This window comes from Streptomyces sp. NPDC037083, assembly GCF_055606485.1.
The window spans coordinates 246,002-271,877 of sequence record NZ_JBVJSQ010000005.1; the positions used below are offsets into that span (position 1 = coordinate 246,002).

A 25,876-nucleotide genomic window follows, 5' to 3' on the forward strand; every position below is an offset into this window, starting at 1 on the left:
GGGCCGTTTGGCGCGGCGAGGCGCATCGTGAGGCGTGGAGACGGGCGGTCGTCGGGGGCGGGAGGGTGAGCGCATGGGCTGGTGGCAGGTGAACGCGGACACCCTGGCCCGCAGCAGGTTCGTGCTCTCGCCGCTCGCCGAGACCTTCGCGAGCCTGAAACTGCTGCACGCGGGGACGGGCGCGCATCCCGGCGAGCACGACTGGCTGCACGCCCACCTCCCCGGCTACCGCGCCCTCCTGGCGGCCGACCCGGTGACCGCGCTGCTGGTGCGGGCCGGGCTGGGCCGGAGCTGGATCGCCGACTTCCTCACGCCCACGCCGAGGGACGGCGAGAGCTTCGAGGAGGGCGTGGCCCGGGTGCGGGCGGCCGACCCGGCGGACGCCCGGGCGCACCTTCGGACGTCCCTGGCCGGCCCGCTCCCCGCCGCCCTCGACCGGGACGATCTGCCCGAGCGGGCGGCCGGGCTGCTGGAGCACGTCTGGGAGACGGATGTGCGGCCGTACTGGGAGCGGCGCCGGCGCGTCCTGGAGGCCGACGTCCTGGCGCGGACCGCGCAGGTCGGCCGGGGCGGCTGGGCGGCCGTGCTGGACTCGCTGCGGCCGGGGACGCGCTGGCTCGGCGAGAGTCGCTTTCAGGTCAACCTGCACGAGTACCCGCCCCGCGAGATCTCGGGCGCGGAGCTGGTGTTCGTGCCGGTCACGCCGAAGGCCGGGTGGGTGTCCTGGGAGGCGCGGGAGCGGTACGCCGTGGTCTACCCGTGCTCGGGGGCGCTCGCCGAGGACCACCGGGACCGGGCCCGCGCCGTCCCGGCCGCGCTGGGGGCGCTCCTGGGTCCCGCCCGGGCCACGGTGCTGGTGCTCCTCGCCGCCCCGCTGAGCACCACCCAGCTGGTCGCCCTGACCGGTCAGGGCCTCGGCTCGGTCGGCCGCCACCTGCGGGTCCTCCTGGACGCCGGCCTGGTCCAGCGCCGACGTGCGGGCCGCTCGGTGCTGTACTCGCGGACGCCCGCGGGAGAAACCCTGGCGAAGGCGTCGGAGGCGACCGGCGGGCCGCCCCGGCGCAGGCCCACGCCTGTCTCCGGGGGGCCGGAACCGGAAACGGGGGCGGGCCCCGGAAAGGTCCGGGGCGGGGGCCGGGGCTAGCATCCGGGGCATGACTACTGATGCCGGTACCTCTCCCCTCGACGTTCCGATCGACGCCCTCAAGGGCGGTCCCGCCGACCTGTCTCAGTACGCGGGCAAGGCTGTGCTCGTGGTGAACGTGGCCTCCAAGTGCGGCCTCACGCCGCAGTACACGGGCCTGGAGCGCCTGCAGGAGCGTTACGCCGCCCAGGGCTTCACCGTGCTCGGCGTGCCCTGCAACCAGTTCCTCGGGCAGGAGCCCGGCAGCGCCGAGGAGATCGCCGAATTCTGCTCGGCGACCTACGGTGTGAGCTTCCCGCTGACCGAGAAGGTCGAGGTCAACGGTGACGACCGGCACCCGCTGTACCAGCGGCTCGTCGGGTTCGCGGACGCCGAGGGCCACGAGGGCGACATCCGCTGGAACTTCGAGAAGTTCCTGATCGGCCGGGACGGCTCCGTCGTCGCCCGCTTCTCGCCGCAGACCGAGCCGGAGGCGGCCGAGGTCGTCGCCGCCATCGAGGGCCAGCTGGGCTGAGCACACGTCCGGACCGTCCGGCTTGGCCTCGCCCCAGGGGGCCGGCTTGACCTTGCCCCAGGGGCAGGGCGGAGCCTCCTCGGCGTCGGGCGGAGAGGCCGCCCGACGACGGAGGACGACGGGGGGGGAGCGGGTGGACGCGGTGCGGGCCGCCGAGAGCGACGGCGGCGAGCTGCTCACCATCGGCGCGTTCGCCGCGCGCGCCCGCCTCTCGGCCAAGGCGCTGCGGCTGTACGACCGGCTCGGGCTGCTCGCCCCGGCGCACATCGACGAGGCCAGCGGCTACCGCTACTACCGCGCCGGGCAGGTCGAACGCGCCCGGCTGGTGGCCATGCTGCGCCAGCTCGACATGCCGCTCGCGCGGATCGCCCAGGTGGTGGAGACCTCTGACGGTTTCGCGGCCGGGGACCTCCTCGCCGCCTACTGGGACGACGTCGAGGCCCGCTTCGCCGCCCAGCGCACCCTCGCCGCCTACCTCCGTGCACGGCTGTCGGGGAGGAGCTCCGAGATGTACGAGAAGTTCGAGGTCCAGCTGGTCGAGGTGCCCGAGCAGGTGATCGTCACCGAGAAGCGGCACACGCTCGCGGACGAGCTGCCCGTCTGGATCCCCGCCTCGCTGGGGCGGCTGCAGGAGGCGGCAGGCGCGTGCGGCGGAGTCGCCGGCGCGCCGTTCGTCGTCTACTACGCCGCCGTGTCCATGGAGAGCGACGGACCGGCCGAGACGTGCATGCCGGTCGGCGACGAGCCGGCGGCCCGGGCGTGGGCGGCCGCACAGGGCGGGGGCCGGCGCGTGGAGGTGCGGGTGGAGCCCGCCCGGCGGCTCGCGTACACGAGGATCGCCAAGGCCCAGGTCGCGCACCCGCAGATCCTCGCCGCGTACGAGGCGGTGGAGGCGTGGATGCAGCGGGAGGCCTGGGAGTACGACGGCCCCTGCCGGGAGGTCTACTTCACCGACTGGGACGCTGCCGGGGCCGAGGACCCGGTGTGCGACGTGGCGTTCCCCGTGAAGCGGGCCTAGCGCTTCCCACGGAGACCGGCGGGCGTGAAGCCCCCCCCCCGGAATCCGCCAGGGAAAACGACCGGGCCCTCTCGGCTAGGACGGCGATCTGGACGAGAGGGCCCTTGGGTGGTGCTTGTGCGGTTGTGTCGGCAACCGGCGGCCGGTAACCGGCCCAGGGACAGGAAGTCCTCCGCCCTATGCCTTGACCGATGCCACGAAGTCGCTCCACGCGTCGGCGGGGAAGACCAGATTCGGACCGTCCTGGACCTTGGAGTCCCGGACGAGCAGAGCCTGTACGGCCGGCGACTTGACCTCGACGCACGCACCGTTGCCCGTGGAGTAGGAGGACTTGGTCCACGAGTGCGCGCTGCCCTGACGAATTGCCATTTTTGCTCCGGAGTGCAGTTGTTGAGTTGCTGTCCTCGCACCACGGACCCGTCTGCGGCCCCGCGGCACGTTCACGCCAACCTTGTTGCTCGATGGCGTGATCGACGCTACTCGCCAACATCGACTGACGAAGCGACTATTCACTCGACCGGATGACATATTCCAATGGAAACTTCCATCGGGACGGGGGGAGGGCGTACCATGCGGCACTTCCCGCCCAGACGTCCGTCATTCCGAACGCCCTCAGCGCACATACCCCTTCGCGATGTCGGCGATGAACTGGCGTGACTGCTCCACGTTCAGGGCCTGGGCGCGCAGGTGCTCGTACATCACGCTGTACTTCTGCACGTCGTTCGGCTTCTCCAGGTAGAGGTCGCTGGTGACGCCCTCGATGTAGACGACGCTGGAGTCGGCCGTGTCGGGGAACTCGAGGATCGCGTACTGGCCGTTGAGCCCCGGATGCGCGCCCATGTCGAACGGGATCACCTGAACCGTGACGTGCGGCAACTGGGACTGTTCGACGAGGTGTTCCAGTTGGTCCCGCATCAGTTCGCGGCCGCCGACGACCCTCCTGAGCGCCGACTCGTCCATCACGCTCCACAGCCGGAGGGGGTTCTCCCCCGAGGAGACACGTTCCTGCCGACGCATGCGCACCTGCACGCGCTTCTCGATCTCCGTGTGCGCGGTCTCCGGCAGGGCGCCCGAGATCAGCGCCTCCGCGTACTGACGGGTCTGCAGCAGCCCGGGCACGACCTGCGGGTCGTACACGCGCAGGCTCGCCGCGTCCGTCTCCAGACCGATGTAGACGCTGTAGGGGACGTCGCCGAAGGCGTGCCACCAGCCCTGCTGGCGGGAGTCCTTGGCCATCTCCATCAGCGAGTCGACCATCCGCTGGTCCTCGACCTCGTACACCCCGCACAGGTCGCGGACGTCACGCTGACTGATGCTGCGCCGGCCGTTCTCCAACCGGCTGATCTTCGACTGGGACACCAGCAGGCGCTCGGCGACCTCTTCGGCCGTCATGCCCTTGAGCTCACGGAGCCGGCGCAGCTCCTGGCCCAACCGGCGTCGCCTGACGGTGGGATTGACGTTGGACGCCACGGGACGTGCACCTCCGGCTGCGTGTCTGTACCTGACACTTTGCGTATCTGCTGTTGAGCAGACTGCCACCAAGGTGCTTTCCACCGCTGGAAAACGGTGGTTATGCGGCCCCTACACGCCAGTTCGGATCAGCACTCCCACCGGCTACGACATGCGTCCGCGCGGGGCGGTGATGCACCGCCCCGCGCGGGCCGCGGCGGCTCCCGAACGGGTCTTGCGTCCTGCGGTGGTGCGGTCCTGCACTGGTGCTGTGGTGCGGTCCTGCACGTGCGGTGTCGTGGAACTGCGGCTCAGTGGGCCACGACACGCGCCATGGGACCGCGGTGCGGCTGCGCCGGAACGCCACGGGCGGGCTCCGGAGAGGGCCTTGCTCCCGGTCCGGCCTGGCGGCCGGCGGGTGCCTGGTTGCGACGCGGCTGTGCGGCCGCGCCGTTCTGGACGTCCATCACGGCGTGCGCCACGAGACCGCCCATGGGGTCGTGTCTGATCAGGTCCCGCAGCCGGGAGCGGGACGAGCGTCCCTCGTTGCCCGGGTACAGGTGCTTGCCGAGGCCGACCGCGTGCGCCAGTGCGGCGAGCGCCGCGGTCCGCGGGTCCGGCGGCACGCCGGTGCGGATCGCGGAGTCCAGCCGGGCCTTGATCTCCCGGCTGATGTCGGTGTCCGTCGCCTGGTAGCGAGTCGTCGGCAGCACCCCGCACATCTGACCCGCCACGGCATGCACCATGCCGCACCGTTCCAGATGCGAGAGGTAGGTCTGGCGAAGCCCGAGTCGCGGCCCGCCGATCCAGTGGACGGCACGCACGGGAGCGCCACGCCTTCGCAGCAACTCCAACGCGCAGTCCAGTGTCGGATCTCCAGTCGGCCGTGGGGACACCACGGCGATACGATCCCCGTCAGGGGCTATCCGCCCGGCCAGCGCCAGCTCCACTAGCTGTGCTCCGGCCAGACCAAGGTCGAGCGACTGCGGCTGTGCGGTGGTACCCGTGGTCGGGTCCAACGCCAGCAGAAGAAGCTCTTCCGGAATCGTTCTGCGGCTCCTGCCCATCCATGCCTCCCCGCGTGGATGAATGACAGGGTGACCCCTCTCACATTCATCTGTCGAGGGTGCGTGACCTGTTTGTAGTGGAACCAGTAGGTATGTCGTTCTCGTCTACCGCAGGAGCCAAGCGCTCTACACAGGACACTGGTACATGGTTCGGACAGCGCCGTGAGGCGGTCCGAGGCGGGCGGTTCACGGTTCGGCAGGCGCGCTGACGGCGTGCGGCACACGAGGAGGCATCGGTGGCGGGCGAGTCCCCCGACAGGTCGAAGCAGCGCGAGTCGTCGGCAGAACCGACGTCGGGGAGCGCGGGCACGGTTCCCGAGGCGCGTGAGTCTCGCGATTCCAGCAAGGCCCGCGACCCGCGGGTCGCGGTGGCGCGGGAGGCCGAGTCGTCCGAGTCGTCGTCGGCGTCGTCCGCGTCGCGCGGCGGAGTCGACACGGCGACGCGGGTCTTCTCGGTACGAGACCTGAAGACCGACGAGACCGACGAGCCGGGCGGGACCGGCGAGGCCGAGTCGACCGACGACCCCGCCGAAGTCGACGCCGACACCGAAGGCGACACCGAAGGCGGGGCTGCTGCCGAGGACTCGGAGGACGCCGAGGGGTCCGCGGCGGTGACGGACGCCGGGAAGAGCGCCCCGAGCGACCCCGAGGACGCCCCCGAGGGCGCCGGGGAGGCCGAGAGCGCCTCGGAGACCTCCGGGACCGCTTCCGGGGGCGGTGACGAGCGTCTGCGGGCGGCTGTGGCCCAATGGGTGGCCTCGGCGGACGACAAGAGCGACGAGAAGGGCTCCGCGGACGAGCCCGCGAAGGACTCGGCGGAGGACGACTCGGCCGAGGACGCCCCGGCGGACACCGACGCGGACGCGAACACCGACGCGGACGCGCGCGAGGACGACGCCGACGCCGACGCCGACGCGGCGGAACGTTCCGTGAGCCTCGCCGGGGAAGTCGAGGACGCCGAGGAGCCCGAGGAGCCCGAGGGGCCGGCGTCCGAGGAGCCGAAGTCCGAGGCCCGGCCCGCTTCCAGGCCCGCGCCCAAGTGGGCCTCGGACACCGGCGGGAAGGCCGACCCGGACGGGCAGTCCGGCAAGACCGACAGCGCAGGCGAGTCCGACCGGCCCGGCGGAGCGGCTGTGACGGCCGACGACGGCAAGGCGGCCGAGCCCCCCGTCGATCAGCCCACCGCCGTCTTCAAGACCCCCCGGCCCAAGCCCGCCGTCGACCAGCCGACCACCATGCTGAAGCTGGGCGGCCCCGCCAAGCCCTCGCCGGACGAGGAGAAGAGCGAGGGCGAGGCCAAGGACGAGCCCGCGCCGAAGACAGACGCCGGGAGCGGGCCGAAGACCGACCCCAAGACCGACTCCAAGGCCGACGACAAGACCGCCTCCGAGGCCGACGACAAGCGTGGTGGGAAGTCCGCGGACGAGGCTCCGGCCGAGCGGACCAGCCGCTTCGTCGCGCTCAAGCCGCTCGACGAGCCCCGCGCACCCAAGCCCGCCGTCAAGCCGTCCACGCCCGCGCAGGCCGACGTCACCGCGCTCGTCCCGCAGGTCGGGCCCGAGCGGACCACCCAGCAGCCGCTGCCGCCCAAGCCGCCGCTGGACCTGCTGGCCGAGCTGACGAACACCCCGCCGCCCCCGCCGACCCCGCTGCGCACGCTCGGACGCCGGGTCAAGATCTGGACGCCGCTGGTCCTCCTGCTGATCGTCGTGTTTGCGATCGTGCAGGCCGTGCGACCGCTGCCGGCGACCGGGCTCACCCTCACCGCGAAGGACTCCTACACCTTCGAGGGCGGCAAGACGCAGCTGCCGTGGCCGGGTGAGGGACAGGGCTGGATCGACGCCGACGGCGTCGGCACCATGGGCAGCTTCGGCAAGCAGACGCCCGTGGCCATCGGCTCGGTCGCCAAGACCATGACGGCGTACATCATCCTCAAAGAGCACCCGATGAAGGCCGGCGAGGAAGGCCCGGAGATCGAGGTCGACGCGACGGCCGAGAAGGAGGGCGGCTACGACGTCACGCTCGACGAGTCGACGCTCAACACCGTCAAGGCCGGCGACAAGCTCACCGAGAAGGAGGCCCTGTCGGCCGTCATCATCCCGTCCGCCAACAACATCGCGCGGCTGCTCGCGCGCTGGGACGCGGGCTCGGAGGCGGCGTTCGTGAAGAAGATGAACGCCACCGCCAAGGAACTCGGGATGACGAACACGACGTACACCGACCCCTCGGGCCTGAAGGAGAGCACCGTCTCCACGGCCGAGGACCAGGTGAAGCTCGGCCGCGCGTTCGTGAAGGTCCCGGCCCTGGTCGCCATCTCCAGCGCGGCCAGCTGGACCGACCCGTCCGGCAAGTACTGGAACAACTACAACGAGCTGCCGTTCAGGATCGGCGCGATCGGCATCAAGACCGGCAGCACCAACGCGGCCGGCGGCAACCTGCTCTTCGCCTCCCGCAGGCAGGTCGACGGGAAGTCGGTGACCCTCGTCGGCGCGATCCTCGGCCAGCACAAGCCGAAGATCCTCGAGACGGCCAACACGGTCAGCAAGACGGCGCTGCTCGCCGCCCAGGAGGCGCTCACCTCGGCGAAGATCCTGAAGAAGGGCGACGTCGTCGGGTACGTGGACGACAAGCTGGGCGGCCACACGCCCGTCGTCATCACCAAGGACGTCTCGGCGGTCGGCTGGGCCGGGATGACGGTGAAGCTGTCCTTCGCCGCCGCCGAGGTGCCGCACACCGCGAAGGCCGGCACCCCGGTGGGCACGCTCACCGTCGGGGACGGCACCAGCAGCGCCGTGAAGGTGCCGGTCGCCCTGCAGTCCGACCTGACCGAGCCGGGCTTCTCGGACAAGCTGACACGTCTCGGCTGACGCCGGGGCCGCGTCCTTACCCCTCCGTACCCCGTCGGGCAGCCGCCCGGCGGGGTGCGTGCTAGCGTCGCGAAACGGGACAGGTCGCCGGTCGCAAGGGCGCAGCCGTGAAGCGGACGCGAACGGGACGCGGCCGAAAGAAGAAGACGGGACACGGGGAGTGCCTTCAGGTGGCCACTGCGGAGCCGACACGCGCCGACGACACAGGTCCGGGCCCGGACGTCGGCCGGCGGACCAGCCTGCCCGCACCCCAGTCCGGAGACCACGACCGTGACCCGGCGGCAGCTTCGGCGAAAGCCCGGGCCGCAGACCCGCCGGCGGACTCGGCGGCCGACCCGGTGGGAGAGCCGGCGGGAGAGCCGGTGGTAGACGTCGAGCAGGGCCCCGTCCCGGACCGTACGGAGAGCGAGCGCGTGGAACCGTCGCGGGAGGCGTCCCGTGTGCGATCCGCTCTCGACCGGCTGGGCGACCGGCTCCGCCGGCATCTGGTGCTCTCCGTGACGGCCTTGTCCGGCGTCCTGCACCTCGTCTGGTTCTTCACGTTCGCGAACAGTGGCGGCGACCTCGCGGCACAGGACGCCTGGGCCGAGTTCGTCGGCCGGCACCCCGACTCCGCGTACAACCTCGCCTGGTACGGCGGCATGCACCCGGTCTCGTACAGCATGGTGTCGCCGTACCTGATGTCCGTGCTCGGCGTCCGGACGACGATGATGATCGCGGGCACGCTCTCGGCGGGCCTTCTCACGCTCATCCTGCTGCGCTGCCGCCCCGTGAAGAACCCGGTGTGGCCGGCGCTCGCCGGGGTGTTCGCGCTGCTGTGCAACGCGGCTTCCGGGCGCGTGACGTTCGGGCTCGGCAACATGTTCGCGCTGGGCGCGGTCGCCGTCGTGTTCTGCTGGCCGCACCGCTGGCGCTACAAACGGTGGGCGAAGGCGCTGTGCGCCGCGCCGCTCGCCGCGCTCGCCACCATGGGCTCGCCGGTGGCCGGGCTCTTCGTCGGCATCGTCGCCGTCGCGATGTTCCTGCAGAAGCGGCGGCCGGGCGCGTGGGCGCTCGGGCTCGCCCCGACGGCGGTCGTCGCCCTGTCCGCCTGGCTGTTCCCGTTCTCCGGCACCCAGCCGATGTCCTTCGGCTCGGCGTCCCTGCCGCTGCTGTGCGCGGCGGTCGTCTTCGCCGTCGTCCCGCACGACTGGAAGACGGTGCGGATCACGGCGGCCGTGTACGGGCTCGGGGTGCTGATGGTGTGGCTGATCAGCTCGCAGATCGGGTCCAACATCACCCGTCTGGCGATGCTGTTCACCGGCGTGGTGCTGATGGCGGCGCTGCCGTTCGCCGTACCGCGCAGCCGCAAGTGGTACGTGATCGTCCTGTCGTCCCTGGTGTTCGTGGGCTGGATCGGCTTCAAGTCGGTCGACGACGTGGTCCGGACGACCCCGGCGGCCTCCTGGGCGCGTGAGCTGGCCCCGCTGGTCAACGAGCTGCAGGGGGTCGGCGCGGAGAAGGGGCGGGTGGAGGTGGTCCCGGCGCGCTCGCACCGCGAGGCGTCCGCGCTCGCGCCGTACGTCAACCTCGCCCGCGGCTGGAACCGGCAGGCCGACATGGAGCGCAATCCCCTCTTCTACGACGACACCCTGAACTCGGCGAACTACCACGACTGGCTCCAGCGGTGGGCGGTGCACTTCGTCGTCGTCCCCAAGGAGGCGCTGGACGGGGACGGGGGCGAGCGCGAGCGGGAGCTGGTGCAGCGGGGGCTGCCGTATCTGGAGCAGATCTGGGGCGACGCCAACTGGCAGTTGTTCAAGGTCGTCGATCCCGCTCCACTGGCCGAGCCGCACGCGGTCGTGCAGCGGGCCGAGCAGGGCGAGATGACGATCGACGTGGGGAAGGCGGGGCGGATCCTGATCCGGATCCCGTACTCGCCGTGGCTGAGCATCGTCGACGCGCAGGGCAAGAGCCTGAAGCCGCCGCAGGAGACGCAGGAGTCCAAGGACCGGTCCGAAGGGGAGCCGAAGACGTACGAGAACGTCAACGGATGCCTGTTCGAGACGGAGGAGGACGCCGAGGGCGACAGGTGGACGATGCTGATCGCGCCGAAGGCGGGCACCTACCGGCTGGCCGCGCCCTACCAGCTGCCCCGGGGAACGCCGTGTCCCGACGAGCTGAAGGACCAGCCGTGATCAGCGGAGCCGGTCCACGTACCGGTCGGTGCCCGGCACGGTCGGGATGAACGGCGCGACCAGCTCCACCCGTCCGAGGCCCGACTCCGTCACCGTCTCGGCCAGGCCCGTGAAGTACCGGTCCCAGCAGTCCCCCGGGTCCGCCTCCAGGAACCACAGCAGGGTCAGACGGGTGTCGACGCCCTCGACCTGCTTGACGTAGGTCATGCGGTCGCCGGGCAGGGGGGTGGGGCGGAAGACGGTCACCATGGCCGTGGGAGAGCCGGCCACCCGCTGGGGAAGGTGACGGGCGCGCAGCCACTCCAGGAGTTCGGCGCGCTGGGCCGCCGAGTCGGTGTCGATCACCTCGACCACCAGACCGGCGTAGGGGTGGTCGAGGGCGTGGAAGTCCCTCGGGCCCGCGGCGCCGTCCCGGTAGACCGTCGTCTCGTGGTCCTGGAACGCGGTGAAGACGTGGGTGCGGTCCTGGTAGACGCGGGCGTCGCGGTTGAGGCGCTTGTTGATGGCGACCGTCCACCTCATGTGGTCGTCGTAGCGTCCGTCGGTGATCCAGTAGGTGGACAGGTAGCAGCCGGCGGTGACGGGCTGGGCGATCGCCGACTTCTCGGGGTAGCGCAGGAGTTGGAGCTCCCGGGTGGCGACCCAGCGGCGGCCCGAGTACATCCAGGGCATGGCCATCGCGCCGGCGTAGTAGTGGTCGTCCTCGTACCAGCGGTTGTAGGCGTACTCGTGGCCGGGGTGCGGTTCGACCATGGTGATCAGGGCGTGGCCGGGGCGGACCCCGTAGGGGCCTACGGCGGCCAGTTCGGCATACGTCTCGCTGCGGGTCTCGTCGCTCACGCGTCTTCCCCTTCCTCGGCGGCTGGCCCATACTCTGACGCTCCGTCAGACAATGCGCCAGGGTCAGGGAGGTCCCGATGTCACTGCTCAACGGCCGGACCGTCGTCGTCTCGGGGGTCGGCGCCGGACTCGGTCACCAGGTCGCCGCCGCGGTCGTGCGGGACGGCGGGAACGCCGTGCTCGGGGCGCGGACCGAGGCGAACCTCGCGAAGAGCGCGGCCGAGATCGATCCCGCGGGGACGCGCACGGCGTTCCGGGCGGCCGACATCACCGACGAGGCCCAGTGCGAGGCGCTGGCGGAGCTGGCGCGGGAGCGGTTCGGTGGGATCGACGCCGTGGTGCACGTGGCGGCCTGGGACTCGTACTTCGGCGGGATCGAGGACGCCGACTTCACGACCTGGCAGTCGGTGATCGACGTGAACCTGCTGGGCAGTCTGCGGATGACCCGGGCGTGTCTGCCGGGGCTGAAGACGGGCGGCGGGTCGGTGGTGTTCATCGGGACGCAGTCCGCGGTGGCGTCGCCCTCGCAGGTGCGGCAGGCGGCGTACGCGGCCTCCAAGGGCGCGCTGACCAGCGCCATGTACTCGCTCGCGCGCGAGCTCGGTCCGTACCGGATCCGGGTCAACACGGTGCTGCCGGGATGGATGTGGGGGCCGCCGGTGCAGGCGTACGTGCGGTTCACGGCACAGACCGAGGGGGTGCCGGAGGAGGAGGTCCTGGGGCGGCTCGCCGAGCGTATGGCGCTGCCCGAGCTGGCCACGGACGGGGATGTGGCGGACGCCGCGGTGTTCCTGGCGTCGGACCGGGCGCGGGCGATCACCGGACAGTCGTTGCTGGTCAACGCCGGGGAGCTGATGCGCTGAGTTCACATGAGTGAACGTGGACCACCATACCGAATTCCTTTACCTCCCTTTGACCCGACGGTTACTTGTCGTGTTCACGCAGCAGCGCCCACGATGAGCGCCGGGCCGAACCCTGGGAGGACGCACATGAACGGTCTCGACTGGGCCGTGCTCATCGGCTATTTCGGCGTCATGGTCGCCATCGGCGTCTGGTCGCACAAACGGGTCGACGACGTCAGCGACTTCTTCACCGCCGGCGGCAGGATGCCCTGGTGGCTGTCCGGCATCTCGCACCACATGTCGGGCTACAGCGCTGTGATGTTCACCGGGTACGCGGGCATCGCCTACACCTACGGCGTCACCTCGTTCGTCACCTGGTCCTTCCCCATCGCCCTCGGCATCGCGATCGGCTCGAAGCTGTTCGCGCCGCGCATCAACCGGCTGCGGTCGCGGCTCCATGTGGCTTCCCCGCTGGAGTACCTGAAGAACCGCTACGACCTCAAGACCCAGCAGGCGCTGGCCTGGTCGGGGATGCTGCTGAAGATCGTGGACGTCGGCGCGAAGTGGGCCGCCATCGCGACCCTGCTGTCCGTCTTCACCGGCATCTCCCTCAACCAGGGCATCCTCATCACCGGCGCGATCACCGCCGTGTACTGCACGATCGGCGGCCTGTGGGCGGACGCGCTGACCGAACTCGGCCAGTTCGTCATCCAGTTGATGGCCGGCGTCGCGATGTTCGTCGCCGTCGTGCTGAAGCTGAACGACAAGGGCATCGGGTTCCTGGACGCCTGGGACCAGCCGGCGCTCCAGGGGCACGACAGGCCACTGGTCGCCCAGTACGGCACGGTGTTCCTGCTCGCGTTCCTGTTCATCAAGCTCTTCGAGTACAACGGCGGCATGCTCAACCAGGCCCAGCGGTACATGGCCACGGCCACCCCGAAGGAGGCCGAGCGCTCGGCACGGCTGTCCGCGGCGCTGTGGCTGGTCTGGCCGCTGGTGCTGTTCTTCCCGATGTGGATGTCGCCGCTGCTGGTGACGTCGAACAAGCCGGACGGCTCCGACTCCTACGCCCTGATGACCGAACAGCTCCTGCCGCACGGCCTGCTGGGGCTCGTCATCGTCGGGTTCTTCTCCCACACGATGGCCATGTGCTCGTCCGACGCCAACGCCATCGCCGCCGTGTTCACCCGGGACTGCGCGCCGGTGATCTGGGCCAGGGCGCGGGAGTGGAACCAGCGGTCGGGGCTGGTCGCGGCGCGGGTGACGACCGTCGTCTTCCTCGGGCTGTCCATGGCGGCGGCCACCCAGGTCAACTCCCCCGCCTTCAAGGACATCATCACGGTCGTCATCAAGTGGGTGGCCGGTCTGATGGGCCCGATGGCGATCCCCATGATGTTGGGTCTGCTGCGCCCGTTCCGCCGCTCCGGTCCGACGGCGGCGCTGACCAGCTGGGCGCTGGGCCTGCTGGCCTTCTGGCTGGTCAACTACCCGATCAACTGGAACGTCGACGGCGGAGTGCCGTTGCAGTACCAGGTGTCGATCCCGCTGGCCGTGTCGCTGGTCCTCTACGTCCTCGTCGGGTTCGTGAAGCCGGAGGACACCCCGGAACGGCTCGCGATCATCGAGCGGATCAACACCGACGGGGGCGGCGGCGCCTCGGCCGCCGCGGACCTGCCCGGCCCCCGGGACGAGCTCCCCACGGCGGTGAAGGACTGACAGCCGTCAGGGCCCGGCTCCCCGCTCGTCCCCGCGGGGATACCGGGCCAGCCAGCCCGGCGACGCCGCAGCGGCGTTGTGGAGCGCCGGCCCCTGCGTCATCTCCATGGCGAAGTCGTCGGCCAGCTCCAGGATCGTGGGACGGCCCTCCAGCTCGGCCAGCCAGGCCGGCGGCAGGGCCGTCTCGCCGTGCAGCGCGCCGAGGAGGCCGCCGGCCACGGCGGCGGTCGACGCCGAGGGCGCGCCGTGGTTCACCGCGAGCCGCAGCCCGTGCCGGACGTCCTCCGCGACGAGCGCGCAGTAGAGGGCGCCGGACAGCACGCCCTCGGCGGTGCCCGCCCCCGCCAGTTCCTCCACCCTCGCCGGACCCGGCAGCCCCTGCCGTACGGCGCCGAGCGCGTGCTGCAGCGCCTCCGACACCGGCTCGTGCCCCGGCCGCGCGGACAACAGGGCCAACGCCCGCTGCACCGCGCCGTCCAGGCTCTCGCCGCGGGCCAGCGCGTGCACGGTGACCGCGTACGCGCCCGCCGACAGACACGCCGTGGGATGGCCGTGGGTCTGGGCCGCGCACTCGACGGCCAACTGCGCGACGAGCTGCGGCTCCCAGCCCACGAGCAGCCCGAAGGGCACCGAACGGGGCACGACCTCCGGCCCGGCCGCGCCGGGGCTCTTGGGCGAGTCGAGCGTGCCCATCACGTCGTCGCCGAGCCCGAGCAGCAGGGTCCTGGTCGGATCGCGGCGGACGTAGAGCCACTCCTCCCGGGCCAGCCAGCCGTCCTCCTTGCGGCGCAGGTCGGGGCCCCAGTCGCGCTGGGTGGCCGCCCATCTCAGGTACGCCCGGTGCAGATCGGTCGGCGGATGCCAGACGCCGGTGTCGCGGCGCACCTGGGCGCGGATGAGCCCGTCCACGGTGAAGAGGGTCAGCTGGGTGAGGTGCGTGACCGCGCCGCGCCGCCCGTAGGCGGGAGCCAGGTCCACGACGCCCTCGGACCCGTGTCCTCGCCGGATCTCCTCGAGCTCCAGTCCGTCGACCGGCGCGCCCAGCGCGTCGCCGACGGCCGCCCCCAGCAGCGTGCCGCGCACCCGGCTGCGGAAGTCCTGTTGTTCGGCGCGGCCCCAGACGGGCCCGGCAGTCGCACCCACCAAGTCCTCCCGGGCACCGTCCGTACGTACGACGTTCGTCACTGTAATCGAACACCACGGTGTTCCCGCCCCGCGCACGGGCTCCGCGGTGGAGGGGTGATGAAGACTCGGTGGGGTAAGGACACCGGCATGACCACCCCCACCTCACGTATCTCACACGCCTCACGCGTGCTTCCTCTCACCGCCGCCCTCCTGACCGGGACGGTCGCCCTCTACATGCTTCTCGTCGCCTTCGGGAACATCACCGACTTCGGCACGAACCGGCAGTTCGTGCAGCATGTGCTGGCGATGGACACCACGTTCGAGGACGACGACCTGATGTGGCGGGCGGTGACGAACAAGGGGCTGCAGGACGCCGCCTACGTCGCGATCATCGTGTGGGAGACCGTCGCCGGGCTGGTGTTGGCCGCCGGGACCTGGTGGTGGGCCCGGCGGGACGACATACGCGGTCGCCAACTGGCCACGTACGGGCTGGTCATGGTGATGTTGCTGTTCGGCGCCGGCTTCATCGCGATCGGCGGGGAGTGGTTCGCGATGTGGCAGTCGAAGAACTGGAACGGACTCGACGCGGCCACCCGGGCGTTCCTGTTCGCCGGCGTCGTGCTGGTCGTCAACCACCTGCCGTCCGGGCAGGACCGCCCCCGCGGATGACCCCCTGAGCCGCCCGGGCCTCCGGAGCCGTCCGGCCCTCGGCGGCCGCCCGGGGCTCCGGGGCCCGCGGGCGGCCGCCGGGGGCTACTCGACGACCCTGACCTTCGTCCCCGTCTCGCCGAACGCCCACAGCGCCGTTCCGTCCGCCTTCGCCATCCGGATGCCGCCGGTCCGGGTGCCGGCGGCGGGCGGGGGCGGGGAGGAGCCGTCGACGGCGTTGGAGAACGCGATGTTCACGCCCGAGGCGGCGGAGAAGTAGATGACGTGCTCGATCGCCACGCCGTCGGAGCCCGTGACGGCGTCCCGGCGCAGCGACACCGTGTAGCTGCCCACGGCCGGGTCGACCGTGCCGGGCCAGACGGCGAAGGTGCGGCGGGCCGTGTCGTCCGCGTCGACCAGCCAGACCCGGTGCTGCCCCAGGGAGTAGACGACCCGGCGGCCCGTGCCCGAACCGTCGGGCACCTCGGCCGCCCTGGGGGGCGCCGACGGCTTGGGCGAGGCCGACGGCTTCGCGCTCGCGGACGACGAGGCGTTCGGGCTCTTCGCCGACGACGCCGTGGGGTGCGGGCCGTTCTCGGCCTGTGTCGTCAGGACGACGACCGCGGCGATCGCGCCGGCGGTCAGGCCGGTGACCCAGGCCCAGGAGGGAAGCCGTCGGGCAGGCACGGGCACGCATCTCCTCAGCTACGGGACCCCTCGGCCAGGAGGGGTCCGATCATCGTACTGTGGGGATCCTGTCGGGCTGTCCCTCAGTCCCGTCGGTGCTGTCCCCCAAGCCTCTCGGCCCGGCCCTCAGTCCAGCACCGGCAGCAGTTCCGGCAGGTGCCCGTCCGACGCCGACGCCGCCCGCCGCCGCTCCTCGGACACCTCGCCGTACAGCGTCGTACGCGGCTTCGCCGGACGGCCCGCCGCCTCCGCGACGGCGACCAGGTCCCGCACCGACTTGTACGAGCCGTACGACGAGCCCGCCATTCGCGAGATCGTCTCCTCCATCAGCGTGCCGCCCAGGTCGTTCGCCCCCGAGCGCAGCATCTCCGCCGCGCCCTCCGTGCCCAGCTTCACCCAACTGGTCTGGATGTTGGGGATGTACGGGTGCAGCAGGAGGCGGGCCATGGCCGTGACCGCCCGGTTGTCCCGCATGGTCGGGCCGGGGCGGGAGATGCCCGCCAGATACACCGGCGCGTTGGTGTGGATGAACGGCAGCGTGACGAACTCCGTGAATCCGCCGGTGCGTTGCTGGATCCCGGCCAGGGTCCGCAGATGCCCCAGCCAGTGGCGGGGCTGGTCGACGTGGCCGTACATCATGGTCGAGCTCGACCGGATGCCGAGCTCGTGCGCCGTCGTGACGACCTCGATCCAGGTGGCCGTGGGCAGTTTGCCCTTGGTCAGGACCCAGCGGACCTCGTCGTCGAGGATCTCGGCGGCCGTGCCGGGGATGGAGTCGAGACCCGCCTCCTTCGCCGCCGTCAGCCACTCGCGGATCGACAGGCCGGTGCGGGTCGCGCCGTTGACCACCTCCATCGGCGAGAAGGCGTGCACGTGCATGCCGGGAACGCGGGACTTCACCGCCTTGGCGATGTCGAAGTACGCCGTGCCGGGCAGGTCCGGGTGGATGCCGCCCTGCATGCAGACCTCCACCGCGCCCACCTCCCAGGCCTGCTCGGCGCGGTCAGCGACCTGGTCGAGCGAGAGCGTGTAGGCGTCGGCGTCGGTGCGGCGCTGCGCGAAGGCGCAGAAACGGCAGCCCGTGTAGCAGACGTTGGTGAAGTTGATGTTCCGCGTGACGATGTAGGTGACGTCGTCGCCGACGGCCGAGCGGCGGACGTCGTCCGCGATGCGCGTGAGGGCGTCCAGCGCCGGGCCGTCCGCGTGGAGGAGGGCCAGGGCCTCGTCGTCGGTGAGCTTCGTCGGGTCGTCGGCCGCCGTGCGCAGGGCCTGGCGCACGTCGGTGTCGATGCGCTGCGGAGCCATGCCGGGGGCGGCGGCCTCGCGCAGGGCGCCCCAGTCGCCGTACACCTCGTCGAAGTCGTCGCGGCGGTCGGACGTCCGGCCGTCCGTGTCGATGGTGCGGTGCAGGTCCGTACGGCCGGACGGGACGAACACCTCCTCCGGCTCCTGCCACGGGCGGCCCTCGACGACGGCGTCCGGCACGGCCAGCCCCGTCTGCGGGTCGGCCAGCGCGCGGACGTGCGGCAGCAGCCGCGGGTCCAGCCAGGGCTCGCCCCGGCGCACGAACTCCGGGTACACGCACAGGCGTTCCCGCAGCGCGAAGCCGGCCGCCGCGGACCTCTCGGCCAGTTCCTCGATCTGCGGCCAGGGCCGCTCGGGGTTGACGTGGTCGATGGTGAGCGGGGAGACCCCGCCCCAGTCGTCGATGCCGGCGCCGATCAGCCGCTCGTACTCGCTGTCGACCAGGTTGGGCGGGGCCTGCAGACAGGCGCCCGGCCCCAGGAGGAGGCGGGCCACGGCGACCGTGGCGACCAGCTCGTCGAGTTCGGCGTCCGGCATGCCGCGCATCGCCGTGTCCGGCTTGGCGCGGAAGTTCTGGATGATCAGCTCCTGGACGCCGTGGTAGGCGCGGGAGACCCTGCGCAGCGCGAACAGGGACTCGGCCCGCTCCTCGTACGTCTCGCCGATGCCGATCAGGATCCCGGAGGTGAAGGGGACGGAGGAGCGGCCGGCGTCCTCAAGGACGCGCAGGCGGACGGCGGGCTCCTTGTCCGGGGAGCCGTGGTGCGGGCCGCCGGGCTCCGACCAGAGGCGGGTGGCCGTCGTCTCGAGCATCATGCCCATCGAGGGGGCGACGGGCTTGAGCCGCTGGAAGTCGGTCCAGGACATGACGCCCGGGTTGAGGTGCGGGAGCAGTCCCGTCTCCTCCAGGATGCGGATGGAGACGGCCCGGACGTAGGCGATGGTGTCGTCGTAGCCGTGCGCGTCGAGCCACTCCCTGGCCTCGGGCCACCGCTCCTCCGGCTTGTCGCCGAGGGTGATGAGGGCTTCCTTGCAGCCGAGAGCGGCGCCCTTGCGGGCGACGTCGAGCACCTCGTCGGGCGACATGAACATCCCGTGTCCGGCCCGGCGCAGCTTGCCGGGGACGGTCACGAAGGTGCAGTAGTGGCACTTGTCCCGGCACAGCCGGGTGAGGGGGATGAAGACGCTCTTGGAGTAGGTGATGACCCCGGGCCGGCCGGCCGCCTCCAGACCGGCGTCCCGCACCCGGGCGGCCGACGCGGTGAGGTCCCGCAGCGCCTCGCCCCGCGCCTGCAGCAGCACGGCCGCCTCGGCGACGTCGAGTGCGACGCCGTCCCGAGCCCGTTTGAGGGCGCGACGCATGGAGTTCTCGGTGGGGCCGCGGCCGCCGGGGCGGTCGGTGGGGCCGGTGCCGGAGGTCTCGGGAGTCGTCATCCTTTGAGCATACGTTCGGGCAGATCAGAGCCGACGGGCACGCCTGACCGCCCCTGGCCGCAGATCGTTACAGGGTGTCATGGGACGCGGGGGCCGGGGCACGGCCGGCCAGGAGGGGCGTGCGGGCGTGGGCGGACACTGCGCCACGGGGGAAAGCGGAGGTCCGCCCACGCCGGGGAGACACGCCAGGCCGTAGGCGCGGCTCCCGCGGAACAGCCTGCCCATCGGCACTCGAGACCCACTGGTCGATCGGTCATCACCTGCTGAAATGTGGAATCTTCACCGATCTCGCGGTCCGCCCGCGGCTCCACCGGGCTTCGAGTGGATCTCCCTAGCCTCGCCCCGACGGAAGGGGACGAGGATGGGACATCGACTGACGTGGATGTTGCGCGAGTTCGGAGCCGGGCTGGCGGCCATGGGGCAGTACTTCGGGGCCCTGACGCCTCCTGAGTGCTACGGCTTCACGCCTTCGGCGCGGGCGCAGGAGGCCCGGGCGGAGGAGGCGCGGGCCCAGGAGGCGCGGGCCCAGGAGGCGCGGGCGGGGGGCGGCTGGGGCGGCGGCCCCGAGGACGAAGCGGTGCTGTCCGCCCAGGAGCGCGCCCAGTGGCGGGGTCTGGTGAAGCAGTTGAGGACCGCCGCCCCGGCGGCTGACCGGCGGCGGCGGCCCCGCTGACCGTCCTACTGCTTCCGCGTGGGCGGCCGCCCCTCCCTGTCGCCGGGGCCACCGGAAGCGCCGGGACCACCAGGACCGCCCAGACCGCCAGGCCCACCGGGTCCGCCAGGCCCACCGGGTCCGCCGGGTCCGCCGGGCCCACCGGGTCCGCCGGGCTTCTCGAGACGCACGTCCTTCAGCAGCAGCGCCAGCACGAATCCGGCCAGCAGCACGGGAACGGCCGACAGGAACACCGTGGACAGCGCGTCGCTGTACACCTCGGCGATCCCGTTGAGGGTGTCCGGGGCGAGGCCGCCGGTCTCCGAGGGATCCCAGGTGCCGGCGACGATGGCGTCGGCGGTGGCCGCGGGCAGGTGGTCGGGGGCCTCCGCGGCCAGCCGGGCGTTGAGGATCGAGCCGAAGACCGTGACGCCGAAGGCCGTGCCGAGGTTGCGTGCCAGGCCGACCGTGGAGGTGCTGACGCCGATCTGGCCGCGGGGCGCCGTGGACTGGGCGACCAGGGTGGTGACCTGGGAGGAGAGGCCGACGCCCACGCCCATCACGGCGAGCAGCGCGGCCACGGCGGCGGTGCCGGTGTCCGCGGAGGTCATCGCCATCAGGGCGGCGGCTCCCGCGGCCAGGGCGGTGCTCACCACGGGGAACCACTTGTAGCGGCCGGTCTTGGCGATGATCTGACCGGCCACGACGGTGGCGAGGGCCATGCCGATCATCGCGGGCAGGAAGAGCAGACCCGTGTCGGTGGCGCTGACGCCCTCGACGGCCTGGAAGAGCAGGGGCACGAAGGTCACGCAGCCGAAGAAGGCGAAGCTGACGGCGAAGGCGACCACCACGCAGATGGTGAACGTGCGGTCGCCGAAGAGACCGAGGGGCACGACGGGCTCGGGTGCGGAGCGCTCGTGGCGCAGCCACAGCACGGCCAGCACGACGGCGCCTGCTCCGAGGGCGAGGACCAGCGGGTCCCCCCAGCCCTCCCGGCCGGCCTGGTCCGTGCCGAGGACGAGACAGGCGATGAGGGCGGTGAGCAGCGCCGTGCCCAGGTGGTCGATGCGCGGGCGGGTGCCGGAGCGCGGGGTGGCCGGGAGGAGGGCGCGGAGACCGGCGAGGGCGATCAGACCGAGCGGCAGGTTGACGTAGAAGATCCAGCGCCAGCCGAGCTGGTCGGTCAGGACGCCGCCGGCGAGCGGGCCGGCGAGGTTGGCGATGACCATGACGCCGGCGAACCAGCCCTGGTACTTCGCGCGTTGGCGCGGCGGCATCAGGTCGCCGAGGACGGAGAACGCGCTGACCTGGAGTCCGCCGCCGCCGAGGCCCTGGAGCGCGCGGAAGGCGATGAGCTGCTCCATCGATCCGGCGGCGCCACAGGCCGACGATCCGATCAGGAAGATCACGATCGCCGAGAGGTAGACCGCGCGCCTGCCGAAGAGATCGCCCAGCTTTCCATAGATCGGCATGGACACGCTAAACGTGAGCATATAGGCCGTGGAGGTCCAGGCGTACAGATCAAGAGCGCCCAGCTCACCGGTGAGACTCGGCCCCGCGGTGGCGATGATCGACTGGTCGATCATCGACATCGCGCTGGTCAGCAGCAGAGCCGCGAGCAGAAGCGGGAAGCGGGGTGGAAGCGGGCGCTGGGACGGATCTCCCGCGGCCACCTCCCGGGCACGTGCCGGACCGGCTTCGGTCATCGTTCTCCTCCAGGATCGATCGGGACCAGAACGGCGGACTTCCGCAAGTGTATGACATCGGCATATAAATGTCCTGCGCGAATAACCGAGCGCAGACAGCAGGATCCGTCCGGTGACGCGTGCGCTCGAGCCGATCCAGGACAGCTCAAGCGGTCGTCAAGCGGGCGGGGGTCAAGTAGGCGACGCACCCAGGAAGTGCATTCAGCACCGACGAAATGCATCAGGCCGTGAGAACGATGCAAGCGAAACGGGAGGGTCAGTGCTCCAGATAGGGCTGCTCGGAACGCTTCAAGTCGTCCATCGGGGCGTGCACGTCACGCCGTCCGCACCCAAGGTCAGGCAGGTACTCGCACTGCTGGCCCTGCGGACCAACACCACAGTCCCGCTCTACCAACTCGTCCAGGAACTGTGGGAGGAGCGCCCACCGTCCAGCGCCGCGACCACCCTCCAGACGTACATCTACCAGCTGCGCAAGCTGCCCGGGCTGTCCGACCAGCAGCCGGGCTCCCCCGCCACCGGTCACGCGCTCGTGACCACGCCCGGCGGCTACCAGCTGTCCGGACCGCACGGGTCCCTGGACACCCAGGAGTTCGGCGAGCTCGCCGACCGCGGAAGAGCGGCCATCGAGAAGGGCTCCGTGGCCGACGGCGCCGACCTGCTGCAGCGGGCCCTCGCCGTCTGGCGGGGGCCCGCTCTCAGCGATCTCACGCCCGGCCCGGTCGTCGGCATCGACGCGCTCAGGCTGGAGGAGCGACGCTACGAGGTCCTGGAGCAGCGCATCAACGCCGATCTGCTGCTCGGCCGCCATCACCAGCTGATCAGCGAACTGACCGCGCTGGCCGCCGACAACCCCACCCGGGAGGGCCTGCACGCCAAGCTGATGCTCTCCCTGCACCGGGCGGGCCGGCGACCGGAGGCGCTGGAGGTGTTCCAGCGGCTGCGCGGCGTCCTGGCCCGGGAACTCGGCCTGGAACCCTGCTCGGAACTCCAGCGGCTGCACCAGCAGCTGCTGGCCGGGGACAGCCGTCTCGACCTGCCCGAGGGCCCGGTCACCGTGCACAGGACGCCGGGCGGCGAACCGCCCGTGACCCTGCCCGCCGGCGTCCCGCTGATCGGCAGGCAGTCCGAGTGCGCCCAGGTCCGCAAGGCGCTGACCGAATTCGCGGACGCGCAGGGCCCGATGTGCGTGGCGGTCGGGGGGCCGCCCGGCGCGGGCAGCACCGCGGTGGCCGTGGCGGTCGCCCACCGGCTCGGGGACGTCTTCCCCGACGGCCGCCTGTACGTCTCCTTCGGCGACCCGGCCGCTCCCCGGCCGGTCGAGGACGTGCTCGCCGATGTGCTCACCGCCGCCGGGCACCGGCGCGCCGAACTGCCGGAGGGGCGGGCCGAACGCGCCCGGCTGCTGCGCGCCTGGACCGCGGGCCGCCGGGTGCTGCTGGTGGTCGACGATGTGACGGCGAGCCACCAGATCACCGATCTGCTGCCCGCGGACGCCGGTTCGGCCGTCCTCGTGGCCGGGCTGCGCCGGCTGAGCGGCAGCCGGATCCGGATGCGCGTGGACGTGGGCCCACTGCGCGGGGAGGACGCACTGGACCTGTGCCGCGCCGGGCTGGGGCGGGGGCCGCAGCTCGCCGACGAAGCCGGGCTGCGGATGCTGCTCGCCCTGTGCGACTACCTGCCGGGGCCGGTGATCGAGGCGGTCAACCTGCTGGCCCTGCGACCGCACTGGACGGTGTGGCGGCTCATCGACTGGATGAACCGCGAACGGCAGCAGGTGCCCGCGGCGCAGCGGACCCACCCCTGCGACCATCTGGTCCGCCGCAGCGGCTGCCTGAATCCCGGCCTGCGCGAGGCGCTCGGCAAGCTCGCCGCCCGGCCGCAGAACGTGGTGACGGTGGAGGAGGTCGCCTCCGTCCTCGGGCGCAGCACCATCGAGGCCGAGGAACTGCTGGAGGAGCTGGTCGAACTGTTCCTCCTTGACGTCGAGTTGTCCGTCGGCGACTCCCCCACCGAGGGCTTCTTCCAGTACCGGATCCCCCGGCTGCTGCGGACCGCCCTGCGGGTGACGCCCGTCTACGCCTGACGGTCCCGCCTTCGGCAGGCGCGCCGGGTGGCACGGGACGGGCCGGTCCCGTGCCACCCGGCGCGCTGTCCTGTATCCCCTCACAGGTCCAGGACGCCGCCGCGCTCCCGGAGCCAGCCGTTGACCTGGACGACCATCTCCACGTTCATCCGGTGCAGCCAGTCCTGGGCGGCCGCCTCGCCCTGCGGGGTGACGACCTCCCTGGCCCCCTCCAGGTCCAGCAGCGGCCGCACGGGCGCCGCGGGATCCGCCAGCACCTCGGCGAACTCCTCGTGCAGCGCCTTGGTGTAGGTGGCGTCCTGGCTCACCGGGAAGGGGGCCTTGGGCCGCTCCAGCACCTGCGCGGGCAGCAGGTCCGCGGCGGCGGCCCGCAACAGGCTCTTCTCCCGGCCGTCGAAGGTCTTCATCTGCCAGGGGATGTTGTACGCGTACTGCACGAGGCGGTGGTCGCAGAACGGCACCCGCACCTCCAGACCGGAGATCATGCTGAGCCGGTCGTTGCGCTCCAGCAACCGGGGCAGCCAGTGCGTCAGGTGCAGGTGGCAGATCTCGCGGGCGCGGCGCTCCTCGGCGTCCTCGCCGGGCAGCCGGGGGATGCCGGCCATGGCCTGCGCGTACCGTTCGGCGTAGTAGGCGCCCATGTCCAGGCGGGACTTGAAGGCCGGGGAGAGCAGCCCCTGGCCCAAGCCCTCGCGGGTGCCGGGGTGCCACTGCTCGAAGGCGACCCACGGGAACTGCTCCTCGTACGCCAGGTCGGGGATGTGCACCCAGCTGTAGCCGCCGAAGATCTCGTCGGCGCTCTCGCCCGTGAGGGCCACCTTGGAGTGTCCGCGCACTCCGGCGAACGCCTGGTAGGTGGAGGTGTCCATGTCGCCGAACGGCGCGGGCACGTCCTGGGCGCGCAGCACGGCGCGGCGGGCGTCCGGGGCGATGAGATCCGCGGTGGTGAGCTCGATCTCCAGGTGGTCGGCGCCGATGTGGTCGGCGACCGCGCGGGCGTACGGCGCGTCGGGGGCGCTGCGCACCAGGTCCGGCTGGAAGTTGTCGCTGTAGCCGCTGTAGGTGACGGTGGTGGTGCGCACCCGTCCGCCGTTCTCGGCCCTGAGCGCGCGGGCGGCGAGCGCGGCGACGGTGCTGGAGTCGAGACCGCCGGAGAGCAGCACGCTCAGCGGGACGTCGGAGACCAGCTCGCGGGCCACGCTGGTCTCGAGCAGCTCCCGCACGGTGCGGACCGTGGTGTCGAGGTCGTGCTCGTGCGGACGGGCCTCGAGCTGCCAGTAGCGACGCAGGACCGGGCCGTTCTCGCCGTAGACGAGGGTGTGGCCCGGAGGCAGGTCGCGGATCGCGCGGTAGACGCTCTCGCCGGGCGCGCGGGCCATGGAGAACAGCACGCGCAGGCCGTCGAGGTCGACCGTGGGCTCCACCGCCGGGTGGGCCAGCAGGGTCTTGGGCTCGGAGGCGAAGACGAGGCCGTCGGCGAGGGGCGCGTAGTAGAGGGGCTTGATGCCGAAGCGGTCCCGGGCCAGGAACAGGGTGCGGCGGCGCGGGTCCCAGACGGCGAAGGCGAACATGCCCTCCAGGCGCTCCACACACTGCTCGCCCCACTCCAGATAGGCGTGGAGCACCACTTCGGTGTCACTGCGCGAGGTGAAACGGTGCCCGCGGCCGGTCAGCTCCGCGCGCAGCTCGCGGAAGTTGTACACCTCGCCGTTGTAGGCGAGGACCGCGAGCGGCTGCTCCCCGTCCGCCGGGGCGTCGGGGCGCTCCGCCGTCATCGGCTGGTGGCCGCCGGGAACGTCGATGACGGCCAGCCGCGTGTGGACGAGCGTCGCGTGCCCGTCCTGCCACACGCCCCGGTCGTCCGGGCCCCGGCAGGCCATCGTCCGTGCCATGCCCTCCGGGAGCCCGGGTCCTTCTAGGACCGTCCCGCCCTCGCGGACGACCCAGCCTGCGATGCCGCACATGGGGAAACCCCTTCCGTGTCCGGTGAGTTGCGTGGACCGCAACCGTCGTCCGGGGCGCTCGAAACGTCGTGGAGGAGTGATGGACCCAAGGTCACGACGGGCCGGTGGTCCGGCGGAAGGCGGGGACGAGGATCGCGCCGACCGCCAGGTGCAGCAGGACCAGGGTGACCCGGTTGCCGGCGGAGAGGCCCTCGGAGAACAGCGGGGCGAACAGGGACAGCAGGACCACCGCCACGGCGACGACCGTCCAGACGGTGCGTGCGCGGCCGGGCGCGAAACGCTCCAGCAGGGCGAGCAGGCCCCAGCCCAGCAGGGAGACGACCGCGACCGCGACGACCACCGTGGGGAACGGCAGCTCGCTGGTGGAGGTGGAGCCCGGGCCGTCCGGGATCCGCAGGTCCAGGTCGAACAGGCCATGGGCGACGAGCCAGATCAGGGCGTCGACGACGACCGCGCCGACCACGGCGAACGCACGGGTGCGCACCGGACTTGCGGCGCGCGACGCGGGACGGGCAGGGGTTGCGGACATCCGGACCTCCTCGGAGACGGGCGACGGCCTGGCCGATAATCACTGCCGCCAGCACATGTATGACGTTAGCACATGATTGCCTCAGGTCCAACGCTGCCCGTTCCACATG

At 71.9% G+C, this 25,876-nt stretch carries 20 protein-coding genes; 10 read left to right on the top strand and 10 right to left on the bottom strand.

Annotation, left to right across the window (positions count from 1 at the left end; genetic code table 11):
- Positions 1-73 precede the first annotated feature (73 nt).
- The 3 genes from ACZ7DE_RS15880 (at position 74) to ACZ7DE_RS15890 (ending at position 2,676) form a co-directional block, all read left to right on the top strand.
- Positions 74-1,144: an ArsR/SmtB family transcription factor gene (locus ACZ7DE_RS15880; RefSeq protein ID WP_470761470.1), complete on the top strand. Its 1,071-nt coding sequence runs from the start codon at positions 74-76 to the stop codon at positions 1,142-1,144.
- Positions 1,145-1,154: 10 nt separating this feature from the next.
- Positions 1,155-1,658 (top strand): glutathione peroxidase, encoded by a 504-nt coding sequence (locus ACZ7DE_RS15885; RefSeq protein WP_470761472.1) that lies wholly within the window; start codon positions 1,155-1,157, stop codon positions 1,656-1,658.
- 142 nt (positions 1,659-1,800) lie between these two features.
- On the top strand, positions 1,801-2,676 hold the full coding sequence (locus tag ACZ7DE_RS15890; protein WP_470762040.1) for a MerR family transcriptional regulator: 876 nt from the start codon (positions 1,801-1,803) through the stop codon (positions 2,674-2,676).
- A 177-nt stretch (positions 2,677-2,853) separates the two neighbouring features.
- On the opposite strand, the gene ACZ7DE_RS15895 is transcribed toward ACZ7DE_RS15890, so the two are convergent.
- The 3 genes from ACZ7DE_RS15895 to ACZ7DE_RS15905 all read right to left on the bottom strand — a co-directional run bounded on the left by ACZ7DE_RS15895 (position 2,854) and on the right by ACZ7DE_RS15905 (position 5,192).
- Positions 2,854-3,045 carry a DUF397 domain-containing protein gene (locus ACZ7DE_RS15895; RefSeq protein ID WP_069769566.1) on the bottom strand — a complete coding sequence of 64 codons (192 nt, stop codon included), beginning with the start codon at positions 3,043-3,045 and terminating at the stop codon, positions 2,854-2,856.
- A 243-nt stretch (positions 3,046-3,288) separates the two neighbouring features.
- Positions 3,289-4,146 carry a helix-turn-helix domain-containing protein gene (locus ACZ7DE_RS15900; protein WP_470761475.1) on the bottom strand — a complete coding sequence of 286 codons (858 nt, stop codon included), beginning with the start codon at positions 4,144-4,146 and terminating at the stop codon, positions 3,289-3,291.
- Positions 4,147-4,436: 290 nt separating this feature from the next.
- Positions 4,437-5,192: a GOLPH3/VPS74 family protein gene (locus tag ACZ7DE_RS15905; protein WP_470761477.1), complete on the bottom strand. Its 756-nt coding sequence runs from the start codon at positions 5,190-5,192 to the stop codon at positions 4,437-4,439.
- A 236-nt stretch (positions 5,193-5,428) separates the two neighbouring features.
- On the opposite strand from ACZ7DE_RS15905, the gene ACZ7DE_RS15910 reads away from it, so the two are divergent.
- Together ACZ7DE_RS15910 and ACZ7DE_RS15915 are read left to right on the top strand one after the other, a co-directional pair.
- Entirely contained in the window at positions 5,429-8,059 is a 2,631-nt protein-coding gene (locus ACZ7DE_RS15910) for a D-alanyl-D-alanine carboxypeptidase (protein ID WP_470761479.1), read from the top strand.
- Positions 8,060-8,229: 170 nt separating this feature from the next.
- Entirely contained in the window at positions 8,230-10,236 is a 2,007-nt protein-coding gene (locus tag ACZ7DE_RS15915) for an MFS transporter (protein WP_470761481.1), read from the top strand.
- Here ACZ7DE_RS15915 and ACZ7DE_RS15920 read toward each other — a convergent pair whose 3' ends face one another.
- Positions 10,237-11,076, bottom strand: coding sequence for a hypothetical protein (locus tag ACZ7DE_RS15920; protein ID WP_470761483.1), 840 nt, complete (start codon positions 11,074-11,076; stop codon positions 10,237-10,239).
- Positions 11,077-11,153: 77 nt separating this feature from the next.
- Here ACZ7DE_RS15920 and ACZ7DE_RS15925 point away from each other — a divergent pair, with 77 nt between their 5' ends.
- Both ACZ7DE_RS15925 and ACZ7DE_RS15930 read left to right on the top strand, forming a co-directional pair.
- Positions 11,154-11,939 (top strand): SDR family oxidoreductase, encoded by a 786-nt coding sequence (locus ACZ7DE_RS15925; RefSeq protein WP_470761485.1) that lies wholly within the window; start codon positions 11,154-11,156, stop codon positions 11,937-11,939.
- 126 nt (positions 11,940-12,065) lie between these two features.
- A complete protein-coding gene (locus ACZ7DE_RS15930) occupies positions 12,066-13,634 on the top strand; it encodes a sodium:solute symporter family protein (RefSeq protein ID WP_470761487.1) in 1,569 nt (522 codons plus the stop codon).
- Positions 13,635-13,640: 6 nt separating this feature from the next.
- Here ACZ7DE_RS15930 and ACZ7DE_RS15935 read toward each other — a convergent pair whose 3' ends face one another.
- Positions 13,641-14,777 (bottom strand): ADP-ribosylglycohydrolase family protein, encoded by a 1,137-nt coding sequence (locus ACZ7DE_RS15935; protein WP_470761488.1) that lies wholly within the window; start codon positions 14,775-14,777, stop codon positions 13,641-13,643.
- Between the two features lie 129 nt (positions 14,778-14,906).
- Between ACZ7DE_RS15935 and ACZ7DE_RS15940 the strand changes: the two genes are divergently transcribed.
- Positions 14,907-15,428: a DUF2165 domain-containing protein gene (locus tag ACZ7DE_RS15940; RefSeq protein ID WP_470761490.1), complete on the top strand. Its 522-nt coding sequence runs from the start codon at positions 14,907-14,909 to the stop codon at positions 15,426-15,428.
- Between the two features lie 84 nt (positions 15,429-15,512).
- Here ACZ7DE_RS15940 and ACZ7DE_RS15945 read toward each other — a convergent pair whose 3' ends face one another.
- Both ACZ7DE_RS15945 and ACZ7DE_RS15950 read right to left on the bottom strand, forming a co-directional pair.
- Positions 15,513-16,100, bottom strand: coding sequence for a hypothetical protein (locus tag ACZ7DE_RS15945; RefSeq protein ID WP_470761492.1), 588 nt, complete (start codon positions 16,098-16,100; stop codon positions 15,513-15,515).
- Between the two features lie 120 nt (positions 16,101-16,220).
- Positions 16,221-18,833 (bottom strand): bifunctional FO biosynthesis protein CofGH, encoded by a 2,613-nt coding sequence (locus ACZ7DE_RS15950; RefSeq protein WP_470761494.1) that lies wholly within the window; start codon positions 18,831-18,833, stop codon positions 16,221-16,223.
- A gap of 361 nt (positions 18,834-19,194) precedes the next feature.
- On the opposite strand from ACZ7DE_RS15950, the gene ACZ7DE_RS15955 reads away from it, so the two are divergent.
- Entirely contained in the window at positions 19,195-19,506 is a 312-nt protein-coding gene (locus tag ACZ7DE_RS15955; RefSeq protein ID WP_470761496.1) for a hypothetical protein, read from the top strand.
- A gap of 5 nt (positions 19,507-19,511) precedes the next feature.
- Here the strand turns inward: ACZ7DE_RS15955 and ACZ7DE_RS15960 are convergent, their stop codons facing one another.
- Positions 19,512-21,191: an MDR family MFS transporter gene (locus ACZ7DE_RS15960; protein ID WP_470761498.1), complete on the bottom strand. Its 1,680-nt coding sequence runs from the start codon at positions 21,189-21,191 to the stop codon at positions 19,512-19,514.
- A 259-nt stretch (positions 21,192-21,450) separates the two neighbouring features.
- Between ACZ7DE_RS15960 and ACZ7DE_RS15965 the strand changes: the two genes are divergently transcribed.
- Positions 21,451-23,274 carry an AfsR/SARP family transcriptional regulator gene (locus ACZ7DE_RS15965; protein ID WP_470761500.1) on the top strand — a complete coding sequence of 608 codons (1,824 nt, stop codon included), beginning with the start codon at positions 21,451-21,453 and terminating at the stop codon, positions 23,272-23,274.
- Between the two features lie 80 nt (positions 23,275-23,354).
- On the opposite strand, the gene asnB is transcribed toward ACZ7DE_RS15965, so the two are convergent.
- The gene (asnB, locus tag ACZ7DE_RS15970) at positions 23,355-25,238 is read right to left on the bottom strand and encodes an asparagine synthase (glutamine-hydrolyzing) (RefSeq protein WP_470761502.1); all 1,884 of its coding nucleotides are present in this window, start codon (positions 25,236-25,238) and stop codon (positions 23,355-23,357) included.
- A gap of 91 nt (positions 25,239-25,329) precedes the next feature.
- Positions 25,330-25,767: a DUF6069 family protein gene (locus tag ACZ7DE_RS15975; protein ID WP_470761504.1), complete on the bottom strand. Its 438-nt coding sequence runs from the start codon at positions 25,765-25,767 to the stop codon at positions 25,330-25,332.
- Positions 25,768-25,876: the final 109 nt, after the last annotated feature.